Here is a 20694-nt window from a genome sequence, read left to right as displayed (position 1 = left end):
AAGGCAAGTTAGAGGGCGATTATTCGTTTCTCGAAGAAATAAATGGCCACTGGCGAGTTCTATATAACTCAACGTTCGCAGCTTGAAACAGGTTCTATAGCAAGAGCGATGTTATGTTACTGCCATCCCCTCTTCCGAAATTACTCAGCATCATCGGTAGTACGCAGTGATCCAACTCCCTGTCCATCGGGAAAAAACTTAATATAACAGGTTAGTAAATCGCGGATTTCAGCCTCTCCTCCTGTTATGCAACTTAAAATTTCCATAATCGATCACCTTGATCTTTCCGCTAGTATTTAAACGTAAGTTATCACGTGTTATGTCAAACGGAGTGATTCCGTTTTTCCTAAATTTGGATTTCAATGTGTTTAATTTGCTTACATACTGGCGCGACTTGGGAAATTTACGATCGTATTTTTTCATAATCAACCAACTTCTACCATAGTGTATTATTTCGGCAAGATGTTTTTTAATCGTAGAGGGAACTGATTTATATATTCTGATTTCTCTTTTGTTGTATTTGATCGCCTTTTTTGATTTAGCTACCTTTAAAACATAGCCATTACCCAGATCATATACAATTCGACTAGCGCCTTCCCCGAAGACTTGTTTCCCTTTAATCAATTTTCTAATTGACTTTCTCATTTTGCTTCCTCCAAATAAGATAGGTTCAAAACATTAATCAACAAATTACTTATTCCGCGGTGCATCATGACTGAGTCGTTTGAATCATTTTAACGACCAGGAATGTTTTTCTTATAAATTATGTTGGAGGTGACCACGCAGTGTTGGCGTATGTTCACGAGCAATAATTTTTAATTCCTCTTGCATTTACATGACAAAAATCGAGATACTGATGATTCCATTCGAACACGATGGCGAGATCAACAATAAAAAAAGATCAAAACCTACATCAGTAAAATGCGGGGTCTGACCTTTTTCATCTCATGTCATCATTACTTTTTGATTATACCTAATTATTTCTTCATCATCTTTATGTTAGGGTGCAGGTCTCACTGTCTCACCAGGCATCATCGCGCCTTAAGATTCCATGCACACTGCCGACAACCAAAAAGTAAGGTTTGATGTACGAAAAAATATAAAAAGCGGTTGTTTACTAAAGCAAACAACCGCTAACGAACTTTATTTTCCACTAACGAACTTAAATGCTCACTAATGCACTTTATTTTCCACTAACAAACTTTATTTTCCTTCACCAAGTGCGCTTAGTTGTATTTATCCAAATCACCAGGCTCCAGCATCAGCTCGTGCTTCAATTGTTTAATGTAACAGACAAGAAATTGATGCCGTTCAGAGGCTATTCGCTTACCAATTATCGTATGCATTCCATTCGAAAGGTGTAGTAGTTTTTCGTAAAAGTGGCGATATACCGAACCTTGAGGTCGTAATGTCGGATCGAACACGGCATCGGGCAATGATCCGTCCTCCACCAGCGGCAGTCCGTGAACCCCGCCGAACATAAAAGTTCTTGCGATACCTACAGCTCCGATCGCATCAATCCGATCCGCGTCTTGCACAATTTGATGGTCTAAGGACAATTGGATTCCACCGGATTCACCTCGGGAGAAATCATACTCTTCGTGCCGTGCTATTACATCCATGACACGCTCGAATCGCACTTCTTCCAGATGCGGCAGCAATAGCGGCCCAAACTCCCGGCGCAATCCATCGATGGCTTCCAACCCGTAATGGAGTCGTCCTGTTTGTTTTTCCTCTTTACGGTAATAATCGTGCAGCAACCCGGCTGTCATCGCAATATCTCGATCCGCTCCAAGCTGACTGGCTATGTCCACAGCCAGCTCCATCACGCGAACGGCATGCAGAAAATCGTGCCCGGTGGCGTCATCGTTCATTTTCAGCCAAACTTTCTCTACCGCAGGCTCAAACCATTCAGGTAAAGCCATTCGAACAAAGGGAAATAATCGCTTCATTCTGCTCCCTCCTTGATCGTCTTTACAAATCCCTTCCCGCCCCGCTTACCAGGACAACCATTCATGCTGCCGTAAAAGTGTCATGCCCTGCAAACCGGTTCCCGTCATTCCGATAGGAGCTTCTCCGTAGTGCATTAAATACAATCGGTTTCGTATTTCTTCCGGGTATTCACATAATGTATCGAAATCCGCGTGAACGGGATTGGGAGTGAAGCATGAATCATGATAAAACGTTTCGATACCCTGACTGAATAGTCCGCAGACCAGCTCCTGATCCGCCTGCATATCCGAGCTATAAAAGAATCGCTCCTCCAGGATCAACGAACAACTGAACTTGGACGGAACATGACACGTCTGAATCCAACGGGCCGTCGAAGCTTGCGGCATCCAATCGGTTTCCGAGTTGCCTGAGGAACAAAACGAAAACAGCTCATCTTCCTTCACCCACTGGACCTCAAAATAATCGTCAAGGCTTGTTTTGCCTTCCGTCACGTTCTCCAGCGTCCCTCGAAGGTACCGCTCCCACAAAATGCCTTTCAGCGGGGTTGGAACGAACAGCTTCATCTTTCTATGGGCCGCATAAGAACCGTACAAAGCTGCTTCCTCCAAACCTCCGCAATGGTCGTAATGGAGATGAGTGATGAAAATTCCCTCGATATCGTCAAAGCCATAGCCTGCTTCGTGCAAGCTATGCCATGCCAAAGCCCCGCAATCAATCATGAACAGCTGCCCCTGCGTCTCAATCAACGCATTGTTATGGTACGTCGACTTGCAGAATCCGTTCCCCACGCCCAACATCATGATTCGAAACGGACGGTTCATCTGATCCCTCCAGCTGATGCCAGTTTCGCGTCTGCCGCACCATGAATTCGAGATACAAAGTCGTCCGAGGACAAAGACGGTACGGACCATCCCAAACCGAACGAGAGATCGACTACAGGCGGCAGCGTAATGTGATGTCGGTGAAGCTCCTCTTTTTTAGCAAAAATGTGACCGGTCGGACCATCCCATTGGATTTGTCCGTCTGACATCACGATCGTTCTCGGGACATAGTCAGCCACTACCCGCATATCGTGGGTAAGCAGCACAATAGTATGTCCGTGTTCCCACAAGGTACGGATATAATTCATCATCTCCCGGGAACGCAAGGAGTCGATGCCCGTCGTCGGTTCATCCAATATGATCACTTCCGGCTCCAGCGCGAGAATGGATGCAATCGCCACCCTCCGCCGCTCCCCCCGGCTCAGAAAATGAGGATGCTCCTGCAAATAGTTGTCAATCTGCAAAAGCTTCGTCACTCGGTGCACTCGTTCGTCGATTTCTGCAGGCTTCAGTTTCTGAATTTGCAAGCCGTAGGCTACTTCGTCATACACCGTGCGGCTTACAAATTGAAAATCCGGGTTTTGAAAAACAAAACCGACATGTCTTACCCGCTGATCCCCCCGATACGAATTCGCCGATTTCCCATAGATCAATACTTCCCCACTTCTTGGCTTCAGCAAACCGGTGATTAATTTGCACAAGGTGGACTTGCCTGCCCCATTGTGCCCGATGATCGCCGTAAATTCCCCTTGATGAATACGCAAATCCAAGGGCTTGATGACTAGCTCGTCATCGTATTTGTTATAGCGAAACATGACTTGCTTCAGTTCAATGATCGGTTTTCCCGGCGGCGCTTGCACCTGCGGTTCCGGCCCGAGCACAGGATGACGGCCTGCCCCATCGAGAAAGCGGCTAACGCCTCCTCGTAACATTTCTTTCTCCAGCTCAGCTACGGTCAGAGGGTCGCCTCCATCCGTCTTGCGCACACCAAGCTGTCGTGCAATTTCGATTACCTGCGGCATTGGCAGTAACTCGCTAATCCCCGGCTGATCGTACAGCTTCGAAGGCGGCGTATCGGCGATAATACGGCCACCCGCAACCACAATAACCCTGTCGGCGTGCGGAAATGTCACATCGAGATTATGATCGACGAACACGACGGTATAGCCCCACTCCCGATGAAGATTCCGAATCGTCTCGATGACCATTTCTTTGCCCATCGGATCCAGCTCAGCGGTCGGTTCGTCCAGTACGATCACCTTAGGCTGCATCATTAGGCAAGCCGCAATAGCAACCCGCTGCTTCTGCCCGCCGGACAGCTCAAGCGAGGAACGCAGCAGAAGCGGCTTTATCTTCACTTGCTCCACTACTCGGGACAAGCGACGGTCAATCTCCTCGACGGGAACACCCATATTTTCCAACGCAAACGTCAGTTCCTCCTTGACCGTCCCGCGGACTAACTGCCATTCGGGATCCTGCAGCACCGTGCCGACAACGGAGACGAGATCATAAGGGAACATTTGCTGCACATTGATTCCGTCTACGGTAATACTTCCTTCGTACAGTGAACCTTCCATTTCGTTGGGTATCAGTCCATTGATCGAAAAGCAAAGCGTCGATTTGCCGCCTCCGCTCGGTCCCGTTACAAATACAAATTCACCTTCGTTAATTTGAAGATTCAACGGATGCAGAAGAGGCTCTTGTTTGACTTCAAATGTACACGAATAGTTTTCAAAACGGATCATGGCTTCCTCCTTGATTACAGTCCGTACAACCAATGCAAAGCCAACCAAACGATAAACAATAACGCAGCCAAGCGAATGGCCCAAGCATCGATTATGGTTAACTGGGGATGATAATAGTAGGTCCGTTTATTTTTTCTCCCTACCCCTTTTAATGTAAGCGCGAAGCTGGTCGTACGAAATCGTTTCAGGAACACGAACAATACCGGAACGAATACGCTGGCAAATCGCTTGGTTCGGGTAAGCAAACTGCCGGAGCGAAAATCCACCCCGCGGCAATACTGCGCATCCATAACCGTCTTCACATCGAAAATCATTAGGCTCCAATAACGCATCGCCAAAGAAACCGCCAAGGTTGCGAATTCAGGCAACCCGAATTTTTTCAGCCCGATGACCAAGTCTTCTGAAGAAGTAGTAAATAGCAAAATAAAAAACAATAAACACCAAATCATCATTCGCAGTGTAAAAGTGATCGCATACAGGATATTATTGGAAGAAATTTTAAAAATCCAATACCCCAGATTTGCTTGTACATAGACCTCTCCACCCATATCCGCGAAAAAGTAAGTCAGACTCATGAAAATGGCCAGCAGCCCGACCGGGATCAGCAACAGCCAATGGGATTTCGGGGGTCTAATATACGAGAACAGCATTAAGCATACAAGCAGCAGCACAGACAGACTCAAGCTTCGATCCATAAACAGAGGGATGAGCGTAAATAGCAATCCGAAGATCAAAATTTTAGTAAATCCATGCATTAAGTGAATGATGGAATTCGAAGGGTAATATAACTGCATGAATCTCCCTCCTTGTTAACCCCAAAACCGCTTGAAAAACAAACCGGATTTATTCATATAATCGGACATCCATGCAAACAGAAGCGGACTAAACACGGCAGCTGTTAGGGAGTTGCTTACCTGCATCCAAGCCCAGACGGTTCCCCACGCCACATTGGCCGGCACTTTTTGAAAAATAACGAGATTGAGCGCCACCAATACCGTACCCGCCAGCATGCCGAGCAAGACGACGAAAATAAAATACACGCGGTCTTTCATGCTTTCGATATTGATTTTGCGGTACATAATCCCCGGTACAAAGCCCATCATAAATTGCGCCAATAGCGCCAAAGGATAAACGGCGGGGTTCATTCCGACCACTAACATCGATAATATATTACCGACAACCAGACCGGCCGAACCCCAGATGCCGAACCACATACCGAATAATGGAGCAAACACTGCCGCCGGATAAATGGCCTGAATCGTTCCGATCTTTATCGGGAAATAACGGGAAATATAGATCGTCGCTCCATAAATTAACGCACTGATAACGATAGCCACAATATGGCGAGCTGAGACGCCCTTTTGCACTAATCCTTTTTGCATCGGGTTGGATACTTGTGTCATGTTCTCATCACTCCTGCTCTCATTTGTTTTCAAGCTCCGCTAATTCCTTCTCGATCAAATAGCGGCTCCATTCGTTGAAAATGATCTGATTTTTTTTGACGAAGATGACCCTGCGATCTTTAAGATCCTTTAAAATTCGGTTAATGCTGCGCACCGTAACGCCCCACTCGGAGGCAATATCTTCGCGAGAAAAGGGAGTAATGCAGGCGATATGCTCATTAAAATCGAAATGCTCGAGCTTCTTATAAAAATAACGGATGAGCCTGTGGCGAATGGACATGGACATTTGGTCAATCGTCTTTTGCGAAGCTCCATAAAGCTTGTTCGATAGCTGTGCGTTTAGCAATATTAAGAAATGGTTGTCTCTCGCGATCCATTTCCGGTAAACATCCGCCTTTAGCGCCAGCGCCACACCCTTCGTCGTTGCAATGACAGAGCATACATATGCCTGGCCCAGCGCTATTTCAATATCGCTGATAAGTTCTCCCGGATACAGGTATGCCATAATAACCAAATGCCCGTCATCCAACGTATGTTGTACTTTGAATTCCCCTTCGATGACGATATAGAAATACTCGGACATTCTCCCCTGCTCACAAACCATGTCATGGGGCTTGTAATTACGGATGTCCCATTGGTTAAACAAGTCCGGCGGCATTTGGCTCAGCATATCGTGTAACCAATGATGTTTGTTCATCAGCTTGTTGATCGTATCGGCGCTCACTGCTGTTCCCCTCATATCCAATAAGTATTTACCTTATTATGCCGGGAATGAAAGAGAAGAATCAACGAATCCATTCCATGCCTCAAGGCACCGCTCACCCGTAAGAATCCGTTTCGCCGATGCTCGAATCGATGCCGGCAGCGGATTGTCGTCTAACTGTGAAGCAGATAGCCAAATACCTCCCTCTTCCCCTTCACCGAGCTGCTCCTGTTCCCCTATGACTTGTCCCAGATAGACAAAATCAATATGATCATGCTCCTCATCGATAGGCTCCAGCTGAATAGCGATGGGATAAGCCAGAACCTGAACCCCATCTTCTTCTAACGACTCACGCGAAGTAGAAGATAAGAGCCTTATGGAATATCCCGTCTCTTCCTTCACTTCGCGCAGCGCTGCTTCATCCGGCGTTTCATTCCTTTCCAAATGCCCGCCGGGCGGTAAATAATACCCTAGAAAAGGCGGGTTCCTCCTGCGAACAAACAATAAAGCCTCTCTGCTCTCGTTCAGCACATACACCGTTGCCGTAAATTCCCGGCGTCGTTCCTGTCGTTCCATTGTTTCCTCTCACCTCCGTTACGCTTTTGCGAACCTTGCATTTTCATTAAACAATAAACCCCATACTTGGAGTTAGGACATTTGTCCAAATTAACAATCTTAAAAAAGAATTGGCACGGAAACAAAAAAACGCGCTAGACCTAAGGTCCTGCGCGTTGGCATGTTGCAGTGTAGACAGCGCGAAAAACGTCAAACACCTCTTAATCCTTATACCTTACAATGGTTCCCGCAATAAAATCATAAACCGTTTGTTTATTTTTGCTAATTAAGGCGCAAAGCAAGTAAAGGAATACCAAACCGTAGACCGCGGCCAATAAAGTATAAATCATATAATCGGGATTGCCGGACGGCATGACCATATGCCATACGGTGAAATGAGCCATCTCCCAAGGGATGAATTTCAAGGCGGAACGGAAAAGAGAACGTCCAAGCCCGAACGGTTGACCATCTACGCTAACCACCACGATCCCCATTTTTCGTTTTCCCCATGTTGCGTGCGATTTCGACCCCTCACCTACGGCAAAATAAAGATAAACAGGCAGTGTAATGAATATAAACCCGGTGATCTCCGCCGACAGAGGACTTAATGTGAACAGCGGAATCAGTAACGGTTTTGCTAAGTAAAATAGTCCGATCAGCAGGATGATGTAACATAATATGATGATGTAATCCCACAAAAAAGATATGATTCGGGTGCCAAGCGATACGTTTTTTAGATCTTGCATAAATCCGGCCCTCCTTAGGACGGACTTTTAATGCTCATGGAGAAGATCATTGGAGATAACAAAGAAGTAATAATCGCGACCACAATGACGGCATCTTGAATCCCCCTGTTAATAATCCCCAATCTCATGCCGATCGATGCCGCAACAACGATTAGCGTCATACGTGACGAAAGCAAGAATCCGCCTGCCAGCGCCCTCCGCATGCCAAGAATCGGTCCGAGACACATCATCGGAAGCACTTTAACGATATAGGCTGTGGAGAGAAGAAGGGGAACCCAACCTAACGCCTGGGGAGATCTTAAAAATTCCGTTAAATTAAAACGGAAGCCGACCATTACAAAGAAGATAGGAATAATCAAGCCGTAGCCCAGTACTTCTAACTGCTCCTTAAACGGATGATGATCGTGAAGATGAAAACTCGCTAAAAGTAATCCCGCCAAAAAACTGCCAAGAATAGCCTCCGACCCTGTCATATCCGTAATGATTCCATATAGGCCGAGCACGGCAAGCAGCCCCTGCAATCGCACGACGGAATTTTTGCGGATCTCCTTATGCCAAAAAGAGGTTCTCTTCAGTCTGAATATGGCTTGATAGAGAATTACGGATAAAGGCAACAGCAAACCTACTGAAGCCTGACGCCAAGTAAATCCGCTTTGGTAGGAGCCTCCAATGATGGAGAGGATGATCATTGTGATGAGATCGGCGAGAATTGCGGAAGTAAGGAGCAGTTGGCCATATTGGCTCTTAATGATTCTCGTTTCCTTTAGGACCGGCATCACAATCCCGAGTGAGGTTGTCAAAAGGATAAGCATAATCATCCAAGGCTGTGTTGAGCTGTCTATTTGGTTAATTCTTGTCCCTAACAAAAAAGCCAACAAAGCGCTGCCCGCAAAGACTAAGAATCCGATTACAAGAGGATTTTGTCGGAGCTTCGCCCCCTTTTGATAACGAAGGATATTAAAATCGATCTCCATCCCCGACAAAAACATTAAATAATAAAGCCCAAATTCACTTAGATTGTCCAGCCAATTCATTTCCTCCTGATGAAACAATCCTCTGCCGTAGTAGGAAAGCAGTATTCCTAAAATCAAATAGCCCAGGATTGTAGGAATCTGAGCACCTTTCATTCTGCTTAGCAGCATTTGCATGAGAAATATACTTATAAACAACCAAAAAAGAGGTATTAAATCACCATGACCCATAATAGCAAGCCCCCATTCCTTATTAGGGTATGCTAGTCCGTTTCGTTAATATAACTCACCACCTTAACTTGTTGATACTAATGTAGTGCTGCTCTAACAACAGCAATCTCCCATAAGGTTAGGATAAACGGCTACGCCGCCCTTGTCTTACAAGGACCAGCGCGTTTATCAAGGTTGATGCGAAGCTGTAAGTTGTGAAAACTTATACATTCTTATCAACTGAGAAAAAAGCTGCCGATCATGCCGGCAGCCCCGTGGTGTAGTTTATATTTACTCGATCTCGAGCAGTCGATGGTACGTTTCAACTTAATAATGGGTTAAGTGATACTATGAAGAGCGTGAAGCGCATCCTGTTTATCTTTTAAAAAGAATACCTGCTTACCGTTATTGCACTCATAAATAAAATCCTTCAAACTCTTGCTGTTATACTCGTCAAAATCTCCAACAATAGCAAGCTTAACATTGTAGTTCACATATTTCTGCAATATCTCACCTGCAAGTCTGGTTCTGAGCTCGAAGAAATCCTCCGTTACGTTCGATTTGTTAATCATTATTTTATAACAATCATTGTTGTACTTAATAGAAGCCATCAAATCAAGTGCTTCCTGAACATCGCGTATGATGATGTCAGAGCTTTCTACAATAGCGACCTTAGAATTCCCCTTTTGGTCGATGATTACATTCATTTTTATTCCATCCTTCGTCGATAAGATACTTTAATCTAACCATTCTAGCATAGACATACTAACTCTTGACAAGCCTCATCAGAATATTAATGTCCGGAAGCCGATAGTATTCATCCTGCTGGGCGTTTAGCACCATCAGGCCGGAGAGCACGGACAAGTAAGACGAGATGAGCTCCTCGGGATCGCCGGCCGCGACTTCACCGAGCCGTTGTCCTTCTTTAAACACGGGCAGCAACTGCTCTATGAAGGTTTTCATCGAATATTGTTCAATGTACTGCCTCGCTTTCTCCGGGACCCCGTCGGAAGTACGTGCTTGATGCATCAGCATAAAATAAGGCGTTCCGCTCTCATCCATAGTGGCTTCGGTCAAGATCCGGATTTTATCGATCGGCGAACCCGGCAGCTTCTCGAGATTCGCCATTTCCTCATGGGCTCCCACCACCGCCCGATGCACAAGTGTCGTAAACAGCTCATCCTTGGATTGGAAATAATGGTAGAGCAGGCCGTGGCTTATCCCGGCTTCCGCAGCGATCATGCTCATCTTCGTTCCGATAATACCCTTACGGGCAAAAACCTTAAGCGCCGCCCCCATAATTTGTTCCTTGCGTTCATCGCGAATTTGATTCAGCTGTTCATCATTTAAAGGCGCCACAGACGATTACCCCTTTGCCTGGATCGGTAAAATGCTTGGATATAAATATACCATAGTATACCATGTCCCGTACCCTGCTACGAACGGTTAAGCTGTTTCGGCCGCCCTCGCGAAGGAAGGCAGCTCATGCTCCAAAATCTCCTCAAGAGGCCGGCCATAGCTTTGCAGCAGCTCCTCCAGCCATTGCATGCCTTCTTCCGATGCCATGAGCACGTCCCGTACGACTTGCGGATCATAGATTTCCCGGGGCGAAACCGTCAACGTATTTACAGCCCAATACATGCCGTACAGCCGAAAATCCCTCATCATCGTAGCATGCTTGAGACACAATTCCATATATCGTTTACCGAAGTCGATGCCCTTTAGCGGCTCGGCTCCCGCGTATTCGACGCCTTCCCACAGCATATCATTGGCGCAATTCAGCCAATATGCCGGATCAATCACCTCTTCAAGCTGCTGCAGTACCCTCTTCTCAAAATTGGGGGCATGCCGCTGCTCCTTCAAGATGATCTCCAGTCTTTCCGCTTCGATCGCGGCTACCGTCATGCCTTGGCCGAAGATCGGATCATAGATGCACAGCGTATCTCCGAGCGCCAGCAAACCCGAAGGCCAGCGGTTCATCCGAGCGTAGCGATGACGGTACAGCTCCGGTACCCGGTACCCTCGGGGAGCTGTGAGCGGTTCAAGCTCCCTGACGATCTCCGAGATCAGCGGGCTCGGGAGCTGGGCTACCGCCTGTTCGAACTCATCGGCACGGGTTGGAGGATAATGGCCTCCAGGACGGTAAAGCACCACCTCCGCTACATCGTTTTCGATGATGGAGAATACGCCGGTATACGTCCCGTTCGCAGGTTGACCTGCGATGTTGATGGTATCCCATTTGTCTAGCAGATGGACCCTTCCGGCAGGAATGCGATAGCGGCGGGTGCTGTAACCGATGGACACCTTCAGCCGGTCCGGTTCAGGAACGTTGTATCCGAGCTCTTCAAGCCAGGCGGATAGTTTAGAGAAACGGCCGCCGGTATCGATCACCAGATCAGCTGACAGCGACTTCTCCTGACCCTCGTCCCTCCTGTCCCGGACCCGAATTCCGATTACTGCGGCTCGGTCTGCGGTCGTTTCTAATCTAGTCACGTCATGCTGAGGCAGAAATCTTACGTTCGGTAATTGATTCACATGTTTACGGAATACCCATTCCAGTAAAGCCCTGCTGAACTTATATTCGTTCCTTGGATAGAGGAATTCCATCACGCCGTACTGATTCATATTGTAGACGGTCTTCTGCATCACCCCACGTGCGCCGTTCGCGGCCAAATCATCTTCATACCCCGGAAAGAGACGATTCGTAATGAGTCTCCCCTGAACCGTGAAGCGATGGGGATGAAAAGCGTGCGGTGTGCCCGAACGATCCTCCGGCTTCTGGGGAAATTCGTCCTTCTCCACGATAAGTACATCCTCATAGTAATCGGAAAGAACTCTCGCCGTCAGCAGTCCGGCAATCCCTCCGCCTATAATAATGGCGTTTCCCATTTTATGAATGTTCATTGTTTACCGCTCCTTATTTTTGATTGATTCATTCAGTCAATTTTTGTGTAAAAAATTAAGGCTTCTTCTCAGCCTCATCAACCTTCTCTTTCGACACCTACTCACATAACTTATTCATCTGCGGCATCATGATTGATCCGTTCAGTCAACGTTAGATTATAGCATTTCCCAATACCTGTCAAGTTTATGATATGACCTATGGACCAAGAAAAGGATACCTATATTCCTACCGTTTAAACTAGCATAAGGTGCTATCGATAAAGTGAAAAGGACGCCGGCCATTGTCCTCAAGGTACGCTGCAATGCATCCACATGTTCTTCAAGATCGCGAACCTAATGGAGACAAGATTTTCGTTTCTTCCTTCCCAGTGTTGGAGAAGGGGCGAAACCGGCGAATAGGGCCGACCACGCTTTGGACACCTCTGGCATAATAGGTGACGGCCGGAGTCTCCGAAAGATGAAGATGGAGCGATTGTGTCATCGTATTGCCGTAGATTCGGATATCGGCTCGTTGAAGCTTCCAGGGCTCATGGTACACTTCTCCCTGGTATATGCAGTTACGGTGAGAGCAGTAAAATAAATAGCGCTCCGTCAACCAATGTTCGAGCGTGCCTTCGCGAGGTACAAAAGGATCAGAGCTAGGCTCGTAAACCCCGTGAAATGTCTCTGCCGCGGTCATAAACGGCAGCCTTCTTCCTGTAAACCGTATTGATTCCCGCTGCTGCAAAAAAGTTAAATCGGCATCATAATACGGCAAACGATACCATAACCTGGCTATGCGAACGATAAGCGGGTTGGAGGCATCCAAGGTGATAAAATAAACCCCCGAGCCTTGATTCGTTTTTACGTAAGTCCGTACATTGAGTTCAGGAAACATAGTCATCCCTGGAATAGGAGGTAAAGCGCGCAAGCGGACTCCGCTCATCAGAAAAGGAATGATTCCGATCCAAGCTTGTCCATCGTAAGTGTCGATTTCCAATTCACTAGGAATCATTTTCCTGATTGAATCGGGCGCAACAGGCCAGTGGGCAAACAAGAGATGCTCCCAGCTCTGTGTCATAATCCATGGTATGGCGCTGAATGGCTTTTTCAATTTCTGGACATCTGAAACATCGCTCATTATTTCAGCTTCGCTTTCATGTTCGATATAAATTGCTGTCTAGCCGTTTCACATTAACTTCGAGACCTAGTCGATCATCGGTAAACTTGAACATACATCGACGTGAAGAAGGGAAGCTACTGAAATTAGGTTGAACAATTTATTGGAAAAGTATACTAGAAACTAAGGAGTTATCCCCATGAACCCAACATTTATGCGATAATCAGGAAAAATGGAGAGAAGGCGAGCGCTATTGGAAATGATAACTTTTGCAAATCTGGCTTTGCGGTTTCTTTTAGAATTATGTGCTCTTGCTTCGCTCGGATATTGGGGGTTTCAAACCGGAAGCGGATGGTTGGTCAAATGGGCTTTAGGAATCGGCGCCCCCCTGCTTGCAGCGATCGTTTGGGGTTTGTTTGTTTCGCCCAAAGCCACATATGACATCGGCGATCCGGCACGATTGGCCGTTGAGATTGCCGTCTTCGGGGCTGCCGCAGTTAGTTTATATGCTTCCGGGCAAACCAAACTCTGCATTATATTTATTGCAGCGGCGGTTATCAACCGAATAGGCCTCTTTATTTTCAAATCATAATCCCTATCTTCGGTCGCTTCCCTGCTCGCCGAACCGTCGCGTTCCGCCATGTTAACCTTACTGCTTGACGGAGGCCGCCATCCTGCAGGAGAGCTTGCCGCCTCAGCCGGAATTACTCCGCAGACGGCCAGCTTTCATTTGAACAAGATGACGGAAACGGGCATTGTGCTGGTGGAAAAGCATGGGAGGCACCGCTACTACCATATCGGGAGAAGAGAGGATGCGGAGATTATCGAGCAATTGAGCGCGCTTGCCGGACCGGTTGAAATCAAGTCTCTCCGTCAGTCCGAACAAATGAAAAGGCTGCGTCATGCCCGATTCTGTTATGACCATTTGGCTGGTGAAGTGGCGGTGACGATAGCCGAAGCCTTAGTCGACCGTCAGATCCTGACGAAGCAAGGCTTGGATTACGAGCTCACCGTTACGGGCGAGTCCTTTTTTCAGAGCTTAGGGATCGACATACCCGATTTGCGGAAAAAACGCCGGGCATTCGCCCGCTGCTGCCTGGATTGGACCGAACGCAGGCACCATTTGGCCGGTGCGCTCGGAAAAGCCATGACCGACCAGCTGTTTGCACGGGGCTGGCTGAAGCGCCGCGACAACGGCCGCGGGGTGGATGTCACTCCGGAAGGGCTAACCGGTCTTTCTGCTGCGTTCGGCATTGACTTTGGTTAATACAAAAAGCCCAAGACGGCTCCTAGGGGCGGTCTTGGGCTAGGCTCATTCTAAGCGATTCGCCCAGTGCAGGGCCGTCCATGCATCAGGTGTTCTCGCGGTGATGCAGCAGCTTTTTCCTGACATAGCTTAAATGCAGATACATATGCTTATGAGCTTCATAAGGGTCTCTGTTCGCTAAAGCTTGATATATATCCATATGAAAACGGACCGTAACCTCCCGCTCCCTGTACTTGATATGGCTGTTCATTTTATCATGGGCGATGAGCAGGGAGTCGATCATGCCTTCGATCACCGGATTGTTGGCGCTCACCGCAATCGTACGATGAAATTCCTTGTCGACCTCGCCATAGTTGTCGTCAACGCTGCTTGCAATCCGGTCGATCGTATCCTTCAGCTTCACGAGCTGCTCGTCCGTAATTTTCTCCGCAGCGATTGTGACCAGTCCCAGCTCGAGCGCCATCCGCGCTTCAATGACTGCAGGCAGATTGTCCACCGCCAAAGCGAGCATCGCAGAGAACGGCCTGGAACCGATTTTATCGTTAAAGAACGTTCCGCCGCGAGGCCTTCTCGTGATCACCTCGAGGATCTCCAGCGAGCTCAGCGCTTCGCGCAGCACCGGCCTACTGACATTCAGCAGCTCCATCAGCTCGTACTCCGGCGGAAGTCTGTCCCCCGGCTTCAGCTGGCCGCTGTCGAGCAAATGGAGGATGCGCTCCACAACCTGCTTCGATAACGTATTTCGCGTTACCGTCTTCATCACCACATTCGACTTTGTCTCTTCCATGTTCGCCTTCCTTTGCCGGTCCAATATGGACAATTGTAAGACATTTGGCACGATAAAACAAACAAAGACTGACGAAATAAGCCCTCCACCTGGACGGATAGAGGGCTTGTTAACGATTATCTGTTTACTTCGACTCCCGCCAGCTTCTCGTAAAACTGTACCAGGCTGCCATGGTCCCGGTCTCCGAGTCCGTCGACCTTAAGCGCCTGCATCATTTCCATGACCGCAGCGGTGAGCGGCAAAGATACGCCGACCTCATGCGACGTTTGAAGCACATTGCTTAAGTCCTTGATGTGCAAATCGATGCGGAAGCCCGGATCGAATTTGCGGTCCATCATGAGCGGGGCCTTCGCATCCAGCGCGGTGCTTCCGGCGAGGCCGCCTCTTACTGCCTGATAGACCAGCTCCGGGGAAACCCCTGCTTTGGTGGCCAGGACGAAAGCTTCCGACATCGCGGCGATATTAATCGCAACGATGATTTGATTCGCGAGCTTCGTTACGTTCCCTGCCCCGATATCGCCCGTAAGCACAACAGAAGCGGCCATCGATTTCAGAAGATCGTAGCACCGGTCGAACACTTCCTTCTTCCCTCCGACCATGACCGAAAGCGTCCCCTCGATCGCCTTGGGCTCTCCCCCGCTGACCGGAGCGTCCAGCATGTCGATGCCCTTCTCGGCCAGCTTGCCGGCGATTTCCTGGCTGATCAGCGGTGCGATGGAGCTCATATCGATCACAACCGATCCAGGTTTGGCTCCCTTAATCACGCCGTCCTCCCCTAAGATGACCTCTTGTACCTGCGGGGAATTCGGCAGCATCGTGATGATGACGTCCGTCTGCTCCGCAAGGGTCCGCGGACTGGAAGCGGTTTGCGCTCCGGCAGCCTGAAGCTCGGCGGCGCTCTTGCTCGTTTCCAGGACGGTCACGTTGTATCCGGCCTTCAGCATATTTTTGCTCATCGGCTTGCCCATGATGCCCAGGCCGATAAATCCGATTCTCATAACGGTCTGTCCTCCCGATTTCAATTAGTTTTGTACAGCGGTTTCTGTCTGCCCCATTTGCTTCAATATCTCATTCAGCTTCGCCTTGTTCAGCTCCGTACAGCTCATCGTCGGCGCGATCGGTCCCCCTACCTCAAGACCGATTAAATTCATCGCGTCTTTAGTTACGACGGGGAAGCTTCCGAGATTGAAGGCCATGCGCAGCGGGGCCAGCTTGAACTGCGCTTCCAGCGCTCCCGCAAGGTCTCCTGCCATAAATTTGTCGTAAATTTCAACGACGAGGGCTGGCACGATATTGGCGGTCGACGCCACGCAGCCGACGGCCCCGTAAGCAAGGGAACCGAGAATCATCGTATCCCGGCCGGCCATGACACGGAAATTTTTATGTCTCGTGAGGCGGATATACTCTGCAGTCAACGTTAAGTCACCGCTGCTGTCCTTCACCCCGACGATGTTAGGGATGTCGGCCAATCGCTCCAAAAGGCGGGCGGAAATATTGTTGCCCACCTTATCCGGATTGTTATACAGCAGGACCGGCAGGAATGTCGATTCGGCCACCTTGCGGAAATGCCGGTACAGCTCCTCCTCCGACAAGGATAAGAACATGGGCGGCAGCATCGTGATCGCCTGCGCGCGAAGCGTCTCCGCCAACCGCGCCAGCCTCACGCACTCCCTTGTCGTAATCGCTCCGATGCCCATATAGACGGGAACCCTTCCCTGGACCTGGTCTACCGTAACGCCCAAGGCCCGTTCCTGCTGGTCCGGTTCCAGTGCGAAGAATTCCCCGTTGCTCCCGAGCGCCAGAATGCCGTGTACGCCTCCGGTGATCGTATGCTCGATCACCCTTCTCAGACCTTCCTCGTCTACCTGATCTTCAGCATCCACCGGTGTCACGATGGGCGGTATGACGCCCCTTACGAAGCTTGTATCCAGTTCCATAGCTCTCTCTCCTTTATCGCTGTTATGCTGCGCCAGGCTATAGAGAAACTCATGAAATAAAGAAATTTGCTTTGGTACACCTGTAGGGTATCCCCCTCCGGCCGCTGTTGTTATCGGAATATGTTCAATATGATTCGCTTTTGCAGCGGTCTTTTTCTGATAACAAAGGCGGACCCTATCACTCCTACAGGGGATCCCCCACCTGCAACCTTTTGCATGTTTCTCCATATCCGGGTTTCTAGACAATCTGATCGCAGCTAAGCTGCGCTTTTCGTTATCTCACCAGGGAAGGACGTTTTGGGTCGAAGGCCCAGCCCGGAATGAGGTATTGCATCGCCAAGGCATCGTCCCTGGCTCCAAGTCCCTTCTCCAAGTAAAGCCGATGAGCCTTCTCAAGCTCTTCCATGTCGATTTCTACGCCTAAGCCCGGCTTATCCGGCACTGTCAATTGACCGCCTTCAATGCGAAGCGGCTCCTTCGTGAGACGCTGACCGTCCTGCCAGATCCAGTGCGTATCGATGGCTGTAATCTCACCCGGCGCCGCAGCCGCAACATGAGTAAACATGGCCAGAGAAATATCAAAATGGTTATTGGAATGCGAGCCCCAGGTAAGTCCCCAGTCATTACACATTTGAGCGACGCGAACCGAGCCCTGCATCGTCCAGAAATGCGGATCCGCCAGCGGAATATCCACGGAATGAAGCTGGATCGTATGCCCCATCTGTCTCCAATCCGTCGCAATCATGTTGGTAGCGGTCGGAAGTCCGGTAGCTCGGCGGAACTCCGCCATCACTTCGCGCCCGGAATGCCCGTTCTCCGCTCCGCAAGGGTCCTCGGCATAAGCTAGCAGATGGCGTTTGCCCCGGCATAGGCGGATCGCCTCGCTTAAGGACCATGCTCCGTTAGGGTCAAGCGTTATCCGCGCTTGCGGAAAGCGTTCGGCTAGTGCCGTCACGGCTTCCATTTCCTCGTCGCCCCGGAGCACGCCTCCTTTTAACTTAAAATCCTGGAAGCCATACCGTGCTTGAGCCGCCTCGGCGAGACGGACGATCGCCTCCGCCGTCAGAGCTTCCTCATGGCGCAAACGCTTCCAATCATCCTCTGCGTCAGGCTCGCTTCTGTAGTCCAAATCGGTCTTGGTGCGGTCGCCCACATAAAACAAATAGCCGAGCACAGGCACCTGTTCGCGCTGCTGTCCCTCTCCCAGCAAGGCGGCGACCGGCACGCCGAGATATTGCCCCATCAAATCCAGCAATGCGGCTTCCAGTGCCGTTACCGCATGAATCGCGACGCGAAGGTCGAAGGTCTGAAGCCCGCGTCCTCCAGCATCCCGGTCGGCGAATTGATGCTTTACGGAATTCAGGACATTGTGATAGCGTCCGATCGGCTGACCAACCACGAGCGGCCTGGCATCCTCCAAGGTTTGCCGGATTTTCTCGCCCCCAGGCACCTCGCCGATTCCCGTCTGGCCTGCGCTGTCCCTAAGAATGACGACATTCCTCGTAAAATAGGGCGCATGCGCGCCGCTGAGGTTCAGCAGCATGCCGTCATATCCTGCCACGGGAACGACGAGCATTTCTTCGATGACGGGAGTCCCTTTCCCGGAAATCACTGCCTGGTCTTGCGCCGTCTCTTGTTTCATCATCATGAATCACTCCTTGAATCCTAATGGGATAGGGCGAGCCATTTCATTGAGATGCGGGTTATCGGATCTTCATGCTGTTATTGTATTTATGTATTATTGTAAGACAATTAATCGAAGACTTCAATCCTTATTTTTCAAGTTCTCCTATGTGCCCGAACGAAGCCGCCGGGACTTCCCGGCGGCTCCATTATCTCTTATTGTATGGGGCGTTTTCCTCGCCGGATCGTAAATTCGTCTCCTTCGGCTGTCGCGAATTCCACTAAGGAGCCGGAATGTATGGACACCGTGCCGGTCTCAGGAATCAAGGTCAGCTCTTCTTCGCTCCATGGGTTCCGGATTCTGCAGATTCCTCCGAGTGTGGATTCGATTCGGATATACCCGATCTCTCCATCGCAAATCTCGGACGTGATACGGAAGCCGCCGTGGCACCATAACGAGAAGCGGACGTTCCAGCCTGCAGGGCATGCGGGGAATACGCGAATGACGGGCGTCCCGCCCGGTCCGGCAGGCTGGCTCTGGCAAAGCGCCAGCTGCAGCGCCGCCGCCGCATTACCGAGCCGCTGAGCGCTGATACAGTTGACGCCTTCGCGTACCGTCAGGCGGTTCTCGAAAAATTTGACCTTTCCCGTTTCCGTGAAACAGCAGTACTCCCGTTCCGCATTAACGCAGTCCAGCTGCGCCAAGACTGCTTGCTTGAACGGCTCCGCAAGACCCATGCCGGCCAGCACTCTGGCCGAAGCCGACATTTCCGAAGCGGTCTTGGACCAATCGGAGCCGATCTTGGCCTCTTGATAAGCGATGGTGGCAAGACCCGTGCGGAACAGCTTCGGATCAGAATTGGCCGTCTCCAGTTTCATGGAGGGCATTCAGTTCCTATGCGAATTCAAAAGACTTAGCCCATTACCGCTTCAAGTCGGATTGGAAACAGCGTATTAAAGGTGTTTACCACATTCAGAATGTAAACAGCTATCATAGTCGTTTGAAACGATGGGATTGACCGCTTTAATGGCGTAGCAATCAAGTATTTGCAACATTATCTGGCTTGGTTTCGTTACTTAGACAGCAAGGAATATGAGAACACAACGTCGAATAAGAAAAATATGCTGGTCGCCTCTTGCCTGTTTACTATAAATGAGACAGACACCAATCTTCGCAGAACATCTTTTTCTTCCTAAACTAACCAGATTAGTTAAGACAACCTCGGAGAACCTACATCAAAAAAAGGTAAGTTGTCGTGTTATTACAATACAGGTTTCCGCGATTATGTTAAACTGGGTATAGAAAAGCCTTGTAATATTGGGTTACCCCCATTTTGTACAGAAAGGTAGTGGGATGGTGAAACTGTCGCAAGTTAGACTATTAGTAAAAAACTTTGATAAAAGTGTAGCGTTTTACAGAGACGTGATGGAGTTTCCATTGGGATTTTCCTCTGAGGAGATGCAGTTCGCATCGTTTAATACTGGCGAAACCAAAATCGAAATTTTTTCCCGTGAAAACATGGCAGAAGTGATTGGTGAAAACAATCTACCAACCGATGGAGCATCACAATCGAAATTCTTACTCACTTTTTCTGTTGACCAAGTCGATGACGTTTGTTCCCGTTTGAAAGATAAAGGGGTGGTACTCCTTAACGAGCCTCACGATCGGCGAGCCTGGAATGCCAGGGTTGCCCATTTATGCGATCCCGATGGCAATGTGATTGAAATATACAAACACCCTCTTTAATGACCGTTTTCATATTTTTTCTACCACTTTGTGAATCGGTAGCGTTAATCAAACCCTTCATTTTAGTATAATATCGCAATAAAACTTCCCATTACTTACAGCGCGGCGAACCATACCACAAAATCGTTGAACTATCGGATAAGATAGTTAGATTAACTTTTTAGTGGGCGGTTTTCTTTTGGTCGAAAATCAACAATAAACGAAAACAGAGCCTATAAAAAAA

General features: G+C 48.9%; 22 protein-coding genes and 1 pseudogene. 4 read left to right on the top strand and 19 right to left on the bottom strand.

From position 1 onward, the window contains the following. Window positions 1–228: 228 nt before the first annotated feature. The 14 genes from O9H85_RS33595 to O9H85_RS33530 form a co-directional block, all read right to left on the bottom strand. Window positions 229–645 carry a hypothetical protein gene (locus O9H85_RS33595; protein ID WP_269885731.1) on the bottom strand — a complete coding sequence of 139 codons (417 nt, stop codon included), beginning with the start codon at window positions 643–645 and terminating at the stop codon, window positions 229–231. A 581-nt stretch (window positions 646–1226) separates the two neighbouring features. Beyond that, complete coding sequence (locus O9H85_RS33590; protein WP_269885730.1) at window positions 1227–1952, bottom strand: HD domain-containing protein; 726 nt, start codon at window positions 1950–1952, stop codon at window positions 1227–1229. Window positions 1953–1997: 45 nt separating this feature from the next. Further along, complete coding sequence (locus O9H85_RS33585; RefSeq protein WP_269885729.1) at window positions 1998–2774, bottom strand: MBL fold metallo-hydrolase; 777 nt, start codon at window positions 2772–2774, stop codon at window positions 1998–2000. Further along, window positions 2771–4519: an ABC transporter ATP-binding protein gene (locus O9H85_RS33580; RefSeq protein WP_269885728.1), complete on the bottom strand. Its 1749-nt coding sequence runs from the start codon at window positions 4517–4519 to the stop codon at window positions 2771–2773. Before O9H85_RS33580 ends, O9H85_RS33585 begins: the two co-directional genes overlap by 4 nt. Window positions 4520–4533: 14 nt before the next feature. Then, window positions 4534–5313 (bottom strand): energy-coupling factor transporter transmembrane component T family protein, encoded by a 780-nt coding sequence (locus O9H85_RS33575; RefSeq protein ID WP_269885727.1) that lies wholly within the window; start codon window positions 5311–5313, stop codon window positions 4534–4536. A 15-nt stretch (window positions 5314–5328) separates the two neighbouring features. After that, complete coding sequence (locus tag O9H85_RS33570; RefSeq protein WP_269885726.1) at window positions 5329–5922, bottom strand: hypothetical protein; 594 nt, start codon at window positions 5920–5922, stop codon at window positions 5329–5331. Window positions 5923–5941: 19 nt separating this feature from the next. Next, complete coding sequence (locus O9H85_RS33565; RefSeq protein ID WP_269885725.1) at window positions 5942–6646, bottom strand: Crp/Fnr family transcriptional regulator; 705 nt, start codon at window positions 6644–6646, stop codon at window positions 5942–5944. Between the two features lie 36 nt (window positions 6647–6682). Next, window positions 6683–7201, bottom strand: a complete 519-nt coding sequence (locus O9H85_RS33560; protein WP_269885723.1) for an NUDIX hydrolase — start codon at window positions 7199–7201, stop codon at window positions 6683–6685. 200 nt (window positions 7202–7401) lie between these two features. Next, window positions 7402–7926 carry an RDD family protein gene (locus tag O9H85_RS33555; RefSeq protein WP_269885722.1) on the bottom strand — a complete coding sequence of 175 codons (525 nt, stop codon included), beginning with the start codon at window positions 7924–7926 and terminating at the stop codon, window positions 7402–7404. Window positions 7927–7940: 14 nt separating this feature from the next. Beyond that, window positions 7941–9128 (bottom strand): cation:proton antiporter, encoded by a 1188-nt coding sequence (locus tag O9H85_RS33550; protein ID WP_269885721.1) that lies wholly within the window; start codon window positions 9126–9128, stop codon window positions 7941–7943. 317 nt (window positions 9129–9445) lie between these two features. Next, window positions 9446–9814: a DUF4180 domain-containing protein gene (locus O9H85_RS33545; RefSeq protein WP_269885720.1), complete on the bottom strand. Its 369-nt coding sequence runs from the start codon at window positions 9812–9814 to the stop codon at window positions 9446–9448. Between the two features lie 58 nt (window positions 9815–9872). Further along, complete coding sequence (locus O9H85_RS33540; RefSeq protein ID WP_269885719.1) at window positions 9873–10466, bottom strand: TetR/AcrR family transcriptional regulator; 594 nt, start codon at window positions 10464–10466, stop codon at window positions 9873–9875. 87 nt (window positions 10467–10553) lie between these two features. Beyond that, on the bottom strand, window positions 10554–12011 hold the full coding sequence (locus O9H85_RS33535; protein ID WP_269885718.1) for an NAD(P)/FAD-dependent oxidoreductase: 1458 nt from the start codon (window positions 12009–12011) through the stop codon (window positions 10554–10556). Window positions 12012–12330: 319 nt separating this feature from the next. Beyond that, a complete protein-coding gene (locus O9H85_RS33530) occupies window positions 12331–13131 on the bottom strand; it encodes a YqjF family protein (protein WP_269885717.1) in 801 nt (266 codons plus the stop codon). Window positions 13132–13369: 238 nt separating this feature from the next. Here O9H85_RS33530 and O9H85_RS33525 point away from each other — a divergent pair, with 238 nt between their 5' ends. Together O9H85_RS33525 and O9H85_RS33520 are read left to right on the top strand one after the other, a co-directional pair. Continuing rightward, window positions 13370–13702 (top strand): YrdB family protein, encoded by a 333-nt coding sequence (locus O9H85_RS33525; protein ID WP_269885759.1) that lies wholly within the window; start codon window positions 13370–13372, stop codon window positions 13700–13702. Window positions 13703–13723: 21 nt separating this feature from the next. Then, complete coding sequence (locus O9H85_RS33520) at window positions 13724–14377, top strand: ArsR/SmtB family transcription factor (RefSeq protein WP_269885758.1); 654 nt, start codon at window positions 13724–13726, stop codon at window positions 14375–14377. A gap of 85 nt (window positions 14378–14462) precedes the next feature. Here O9H85_RS33520 and O9H85_RS33515 read toward each other — a convergent pair whose 3' ends face one another. From O9H85_RS33515 to O9H85_RS33495, 5 genes are all read right to left on the bottom strand, one after another. Next, window positions 14463–15164 carry a FadR/GntR family transcriptional regulator gene (locus O9H85_RS33515; RefSeq protein ID WP_269885716.1) on the bottom strand — a complete coding sequence of 234 codons (702 nt, stop codon included), beginning with the start codon at window positions 15162–15164 and terminating at the stop codon, window positions 14463–14465. A gap of 116 nt (window positions 15165–15280) precedes the next feature. Beyond that, entirely contained in the window at window positions 15281–16162 is an 882-nt protein-coding gene (garR, locus tag O9H85_RS33510; RefSeq protein WP_269885715.1) for a 2-hydroxy-3-oxopropionate reductase, read from the bottom strand. 24 nt (window positions 16163–16186) lie between these two features. After that, window positions 16187–17101 (bottom strand): dihydrodipicolinate synthase family protein, encoded by a 915-nt coding sequence (locus O9H85_RS33505; protein WP_269885714.1) that lies wholly within the window; start codon window positions 17099–17101, stop codon window positions 16187–16189. 274 nt (window positions 17102–17375) lie between these two features. After that, complete coding sequence (gene gudD / locus O9H85_RS33500; protein WP_269885757.1) at window positions 17376–18743, bottom strand: glucarate dehydratase; 1368 nt, start codon at window positions 18741–18743, stop codon at window positions 17376–17378. Window positions 18744–18940: 197 nt separating this feature from the next. Further along, window positions 18941–19603, bottom strand: coding sequence for a hypothetical protein (locus O9H85_RS33495; protein ID WP_269885713.1), 663 nt, complete (start codon window positions 19601–19603; stop codon window positions 18941–18943). Between O9H85_RS33495 and O9H85_RS33490 the strand changes: the two are divergent. Together O9H85_RS33490 and O9H85_RS33485 are read left to right on the top strand one after the other, a co-directional pair. Further along, a pseudogene (locus O9H85_RS33490) lies at window positions 19600–19877 on the top strand (IS1595 family transposase); the annotation flags it as partial. The gene O9H85_RS33495 and the pseudogene O9H85_RS33490 overlap by 4 nt on opposite strands. Before the next feature lie 201 nt (window positions 19878–20078). Then, window positions 20079–20471, top strand: a complete 393-nt coding sequence (locus O9H85_RS33485; RefSeq protein ID WP_269885712.1) for a VOC family protein — start codon at window positions 20079–20081, stop codon at window positions 20469–20471. Window positions 20472–20694 lie beyond the last annotated feature (223 nt).

Origin of the sequence: Paenibacillus gyeongsangnamensis, assembly GCF_027533625.1 — a bacterium.
GTDB lineage: Bacteria > Bacillota > Bacilli > Paenibacillales > NBRC-103111 > Paenibacillus_G > Paenibacillus_G gyeongsangnamensis.
This window is presented reverse-complemented; position numbering and strand designations above follow the sequence as displayed.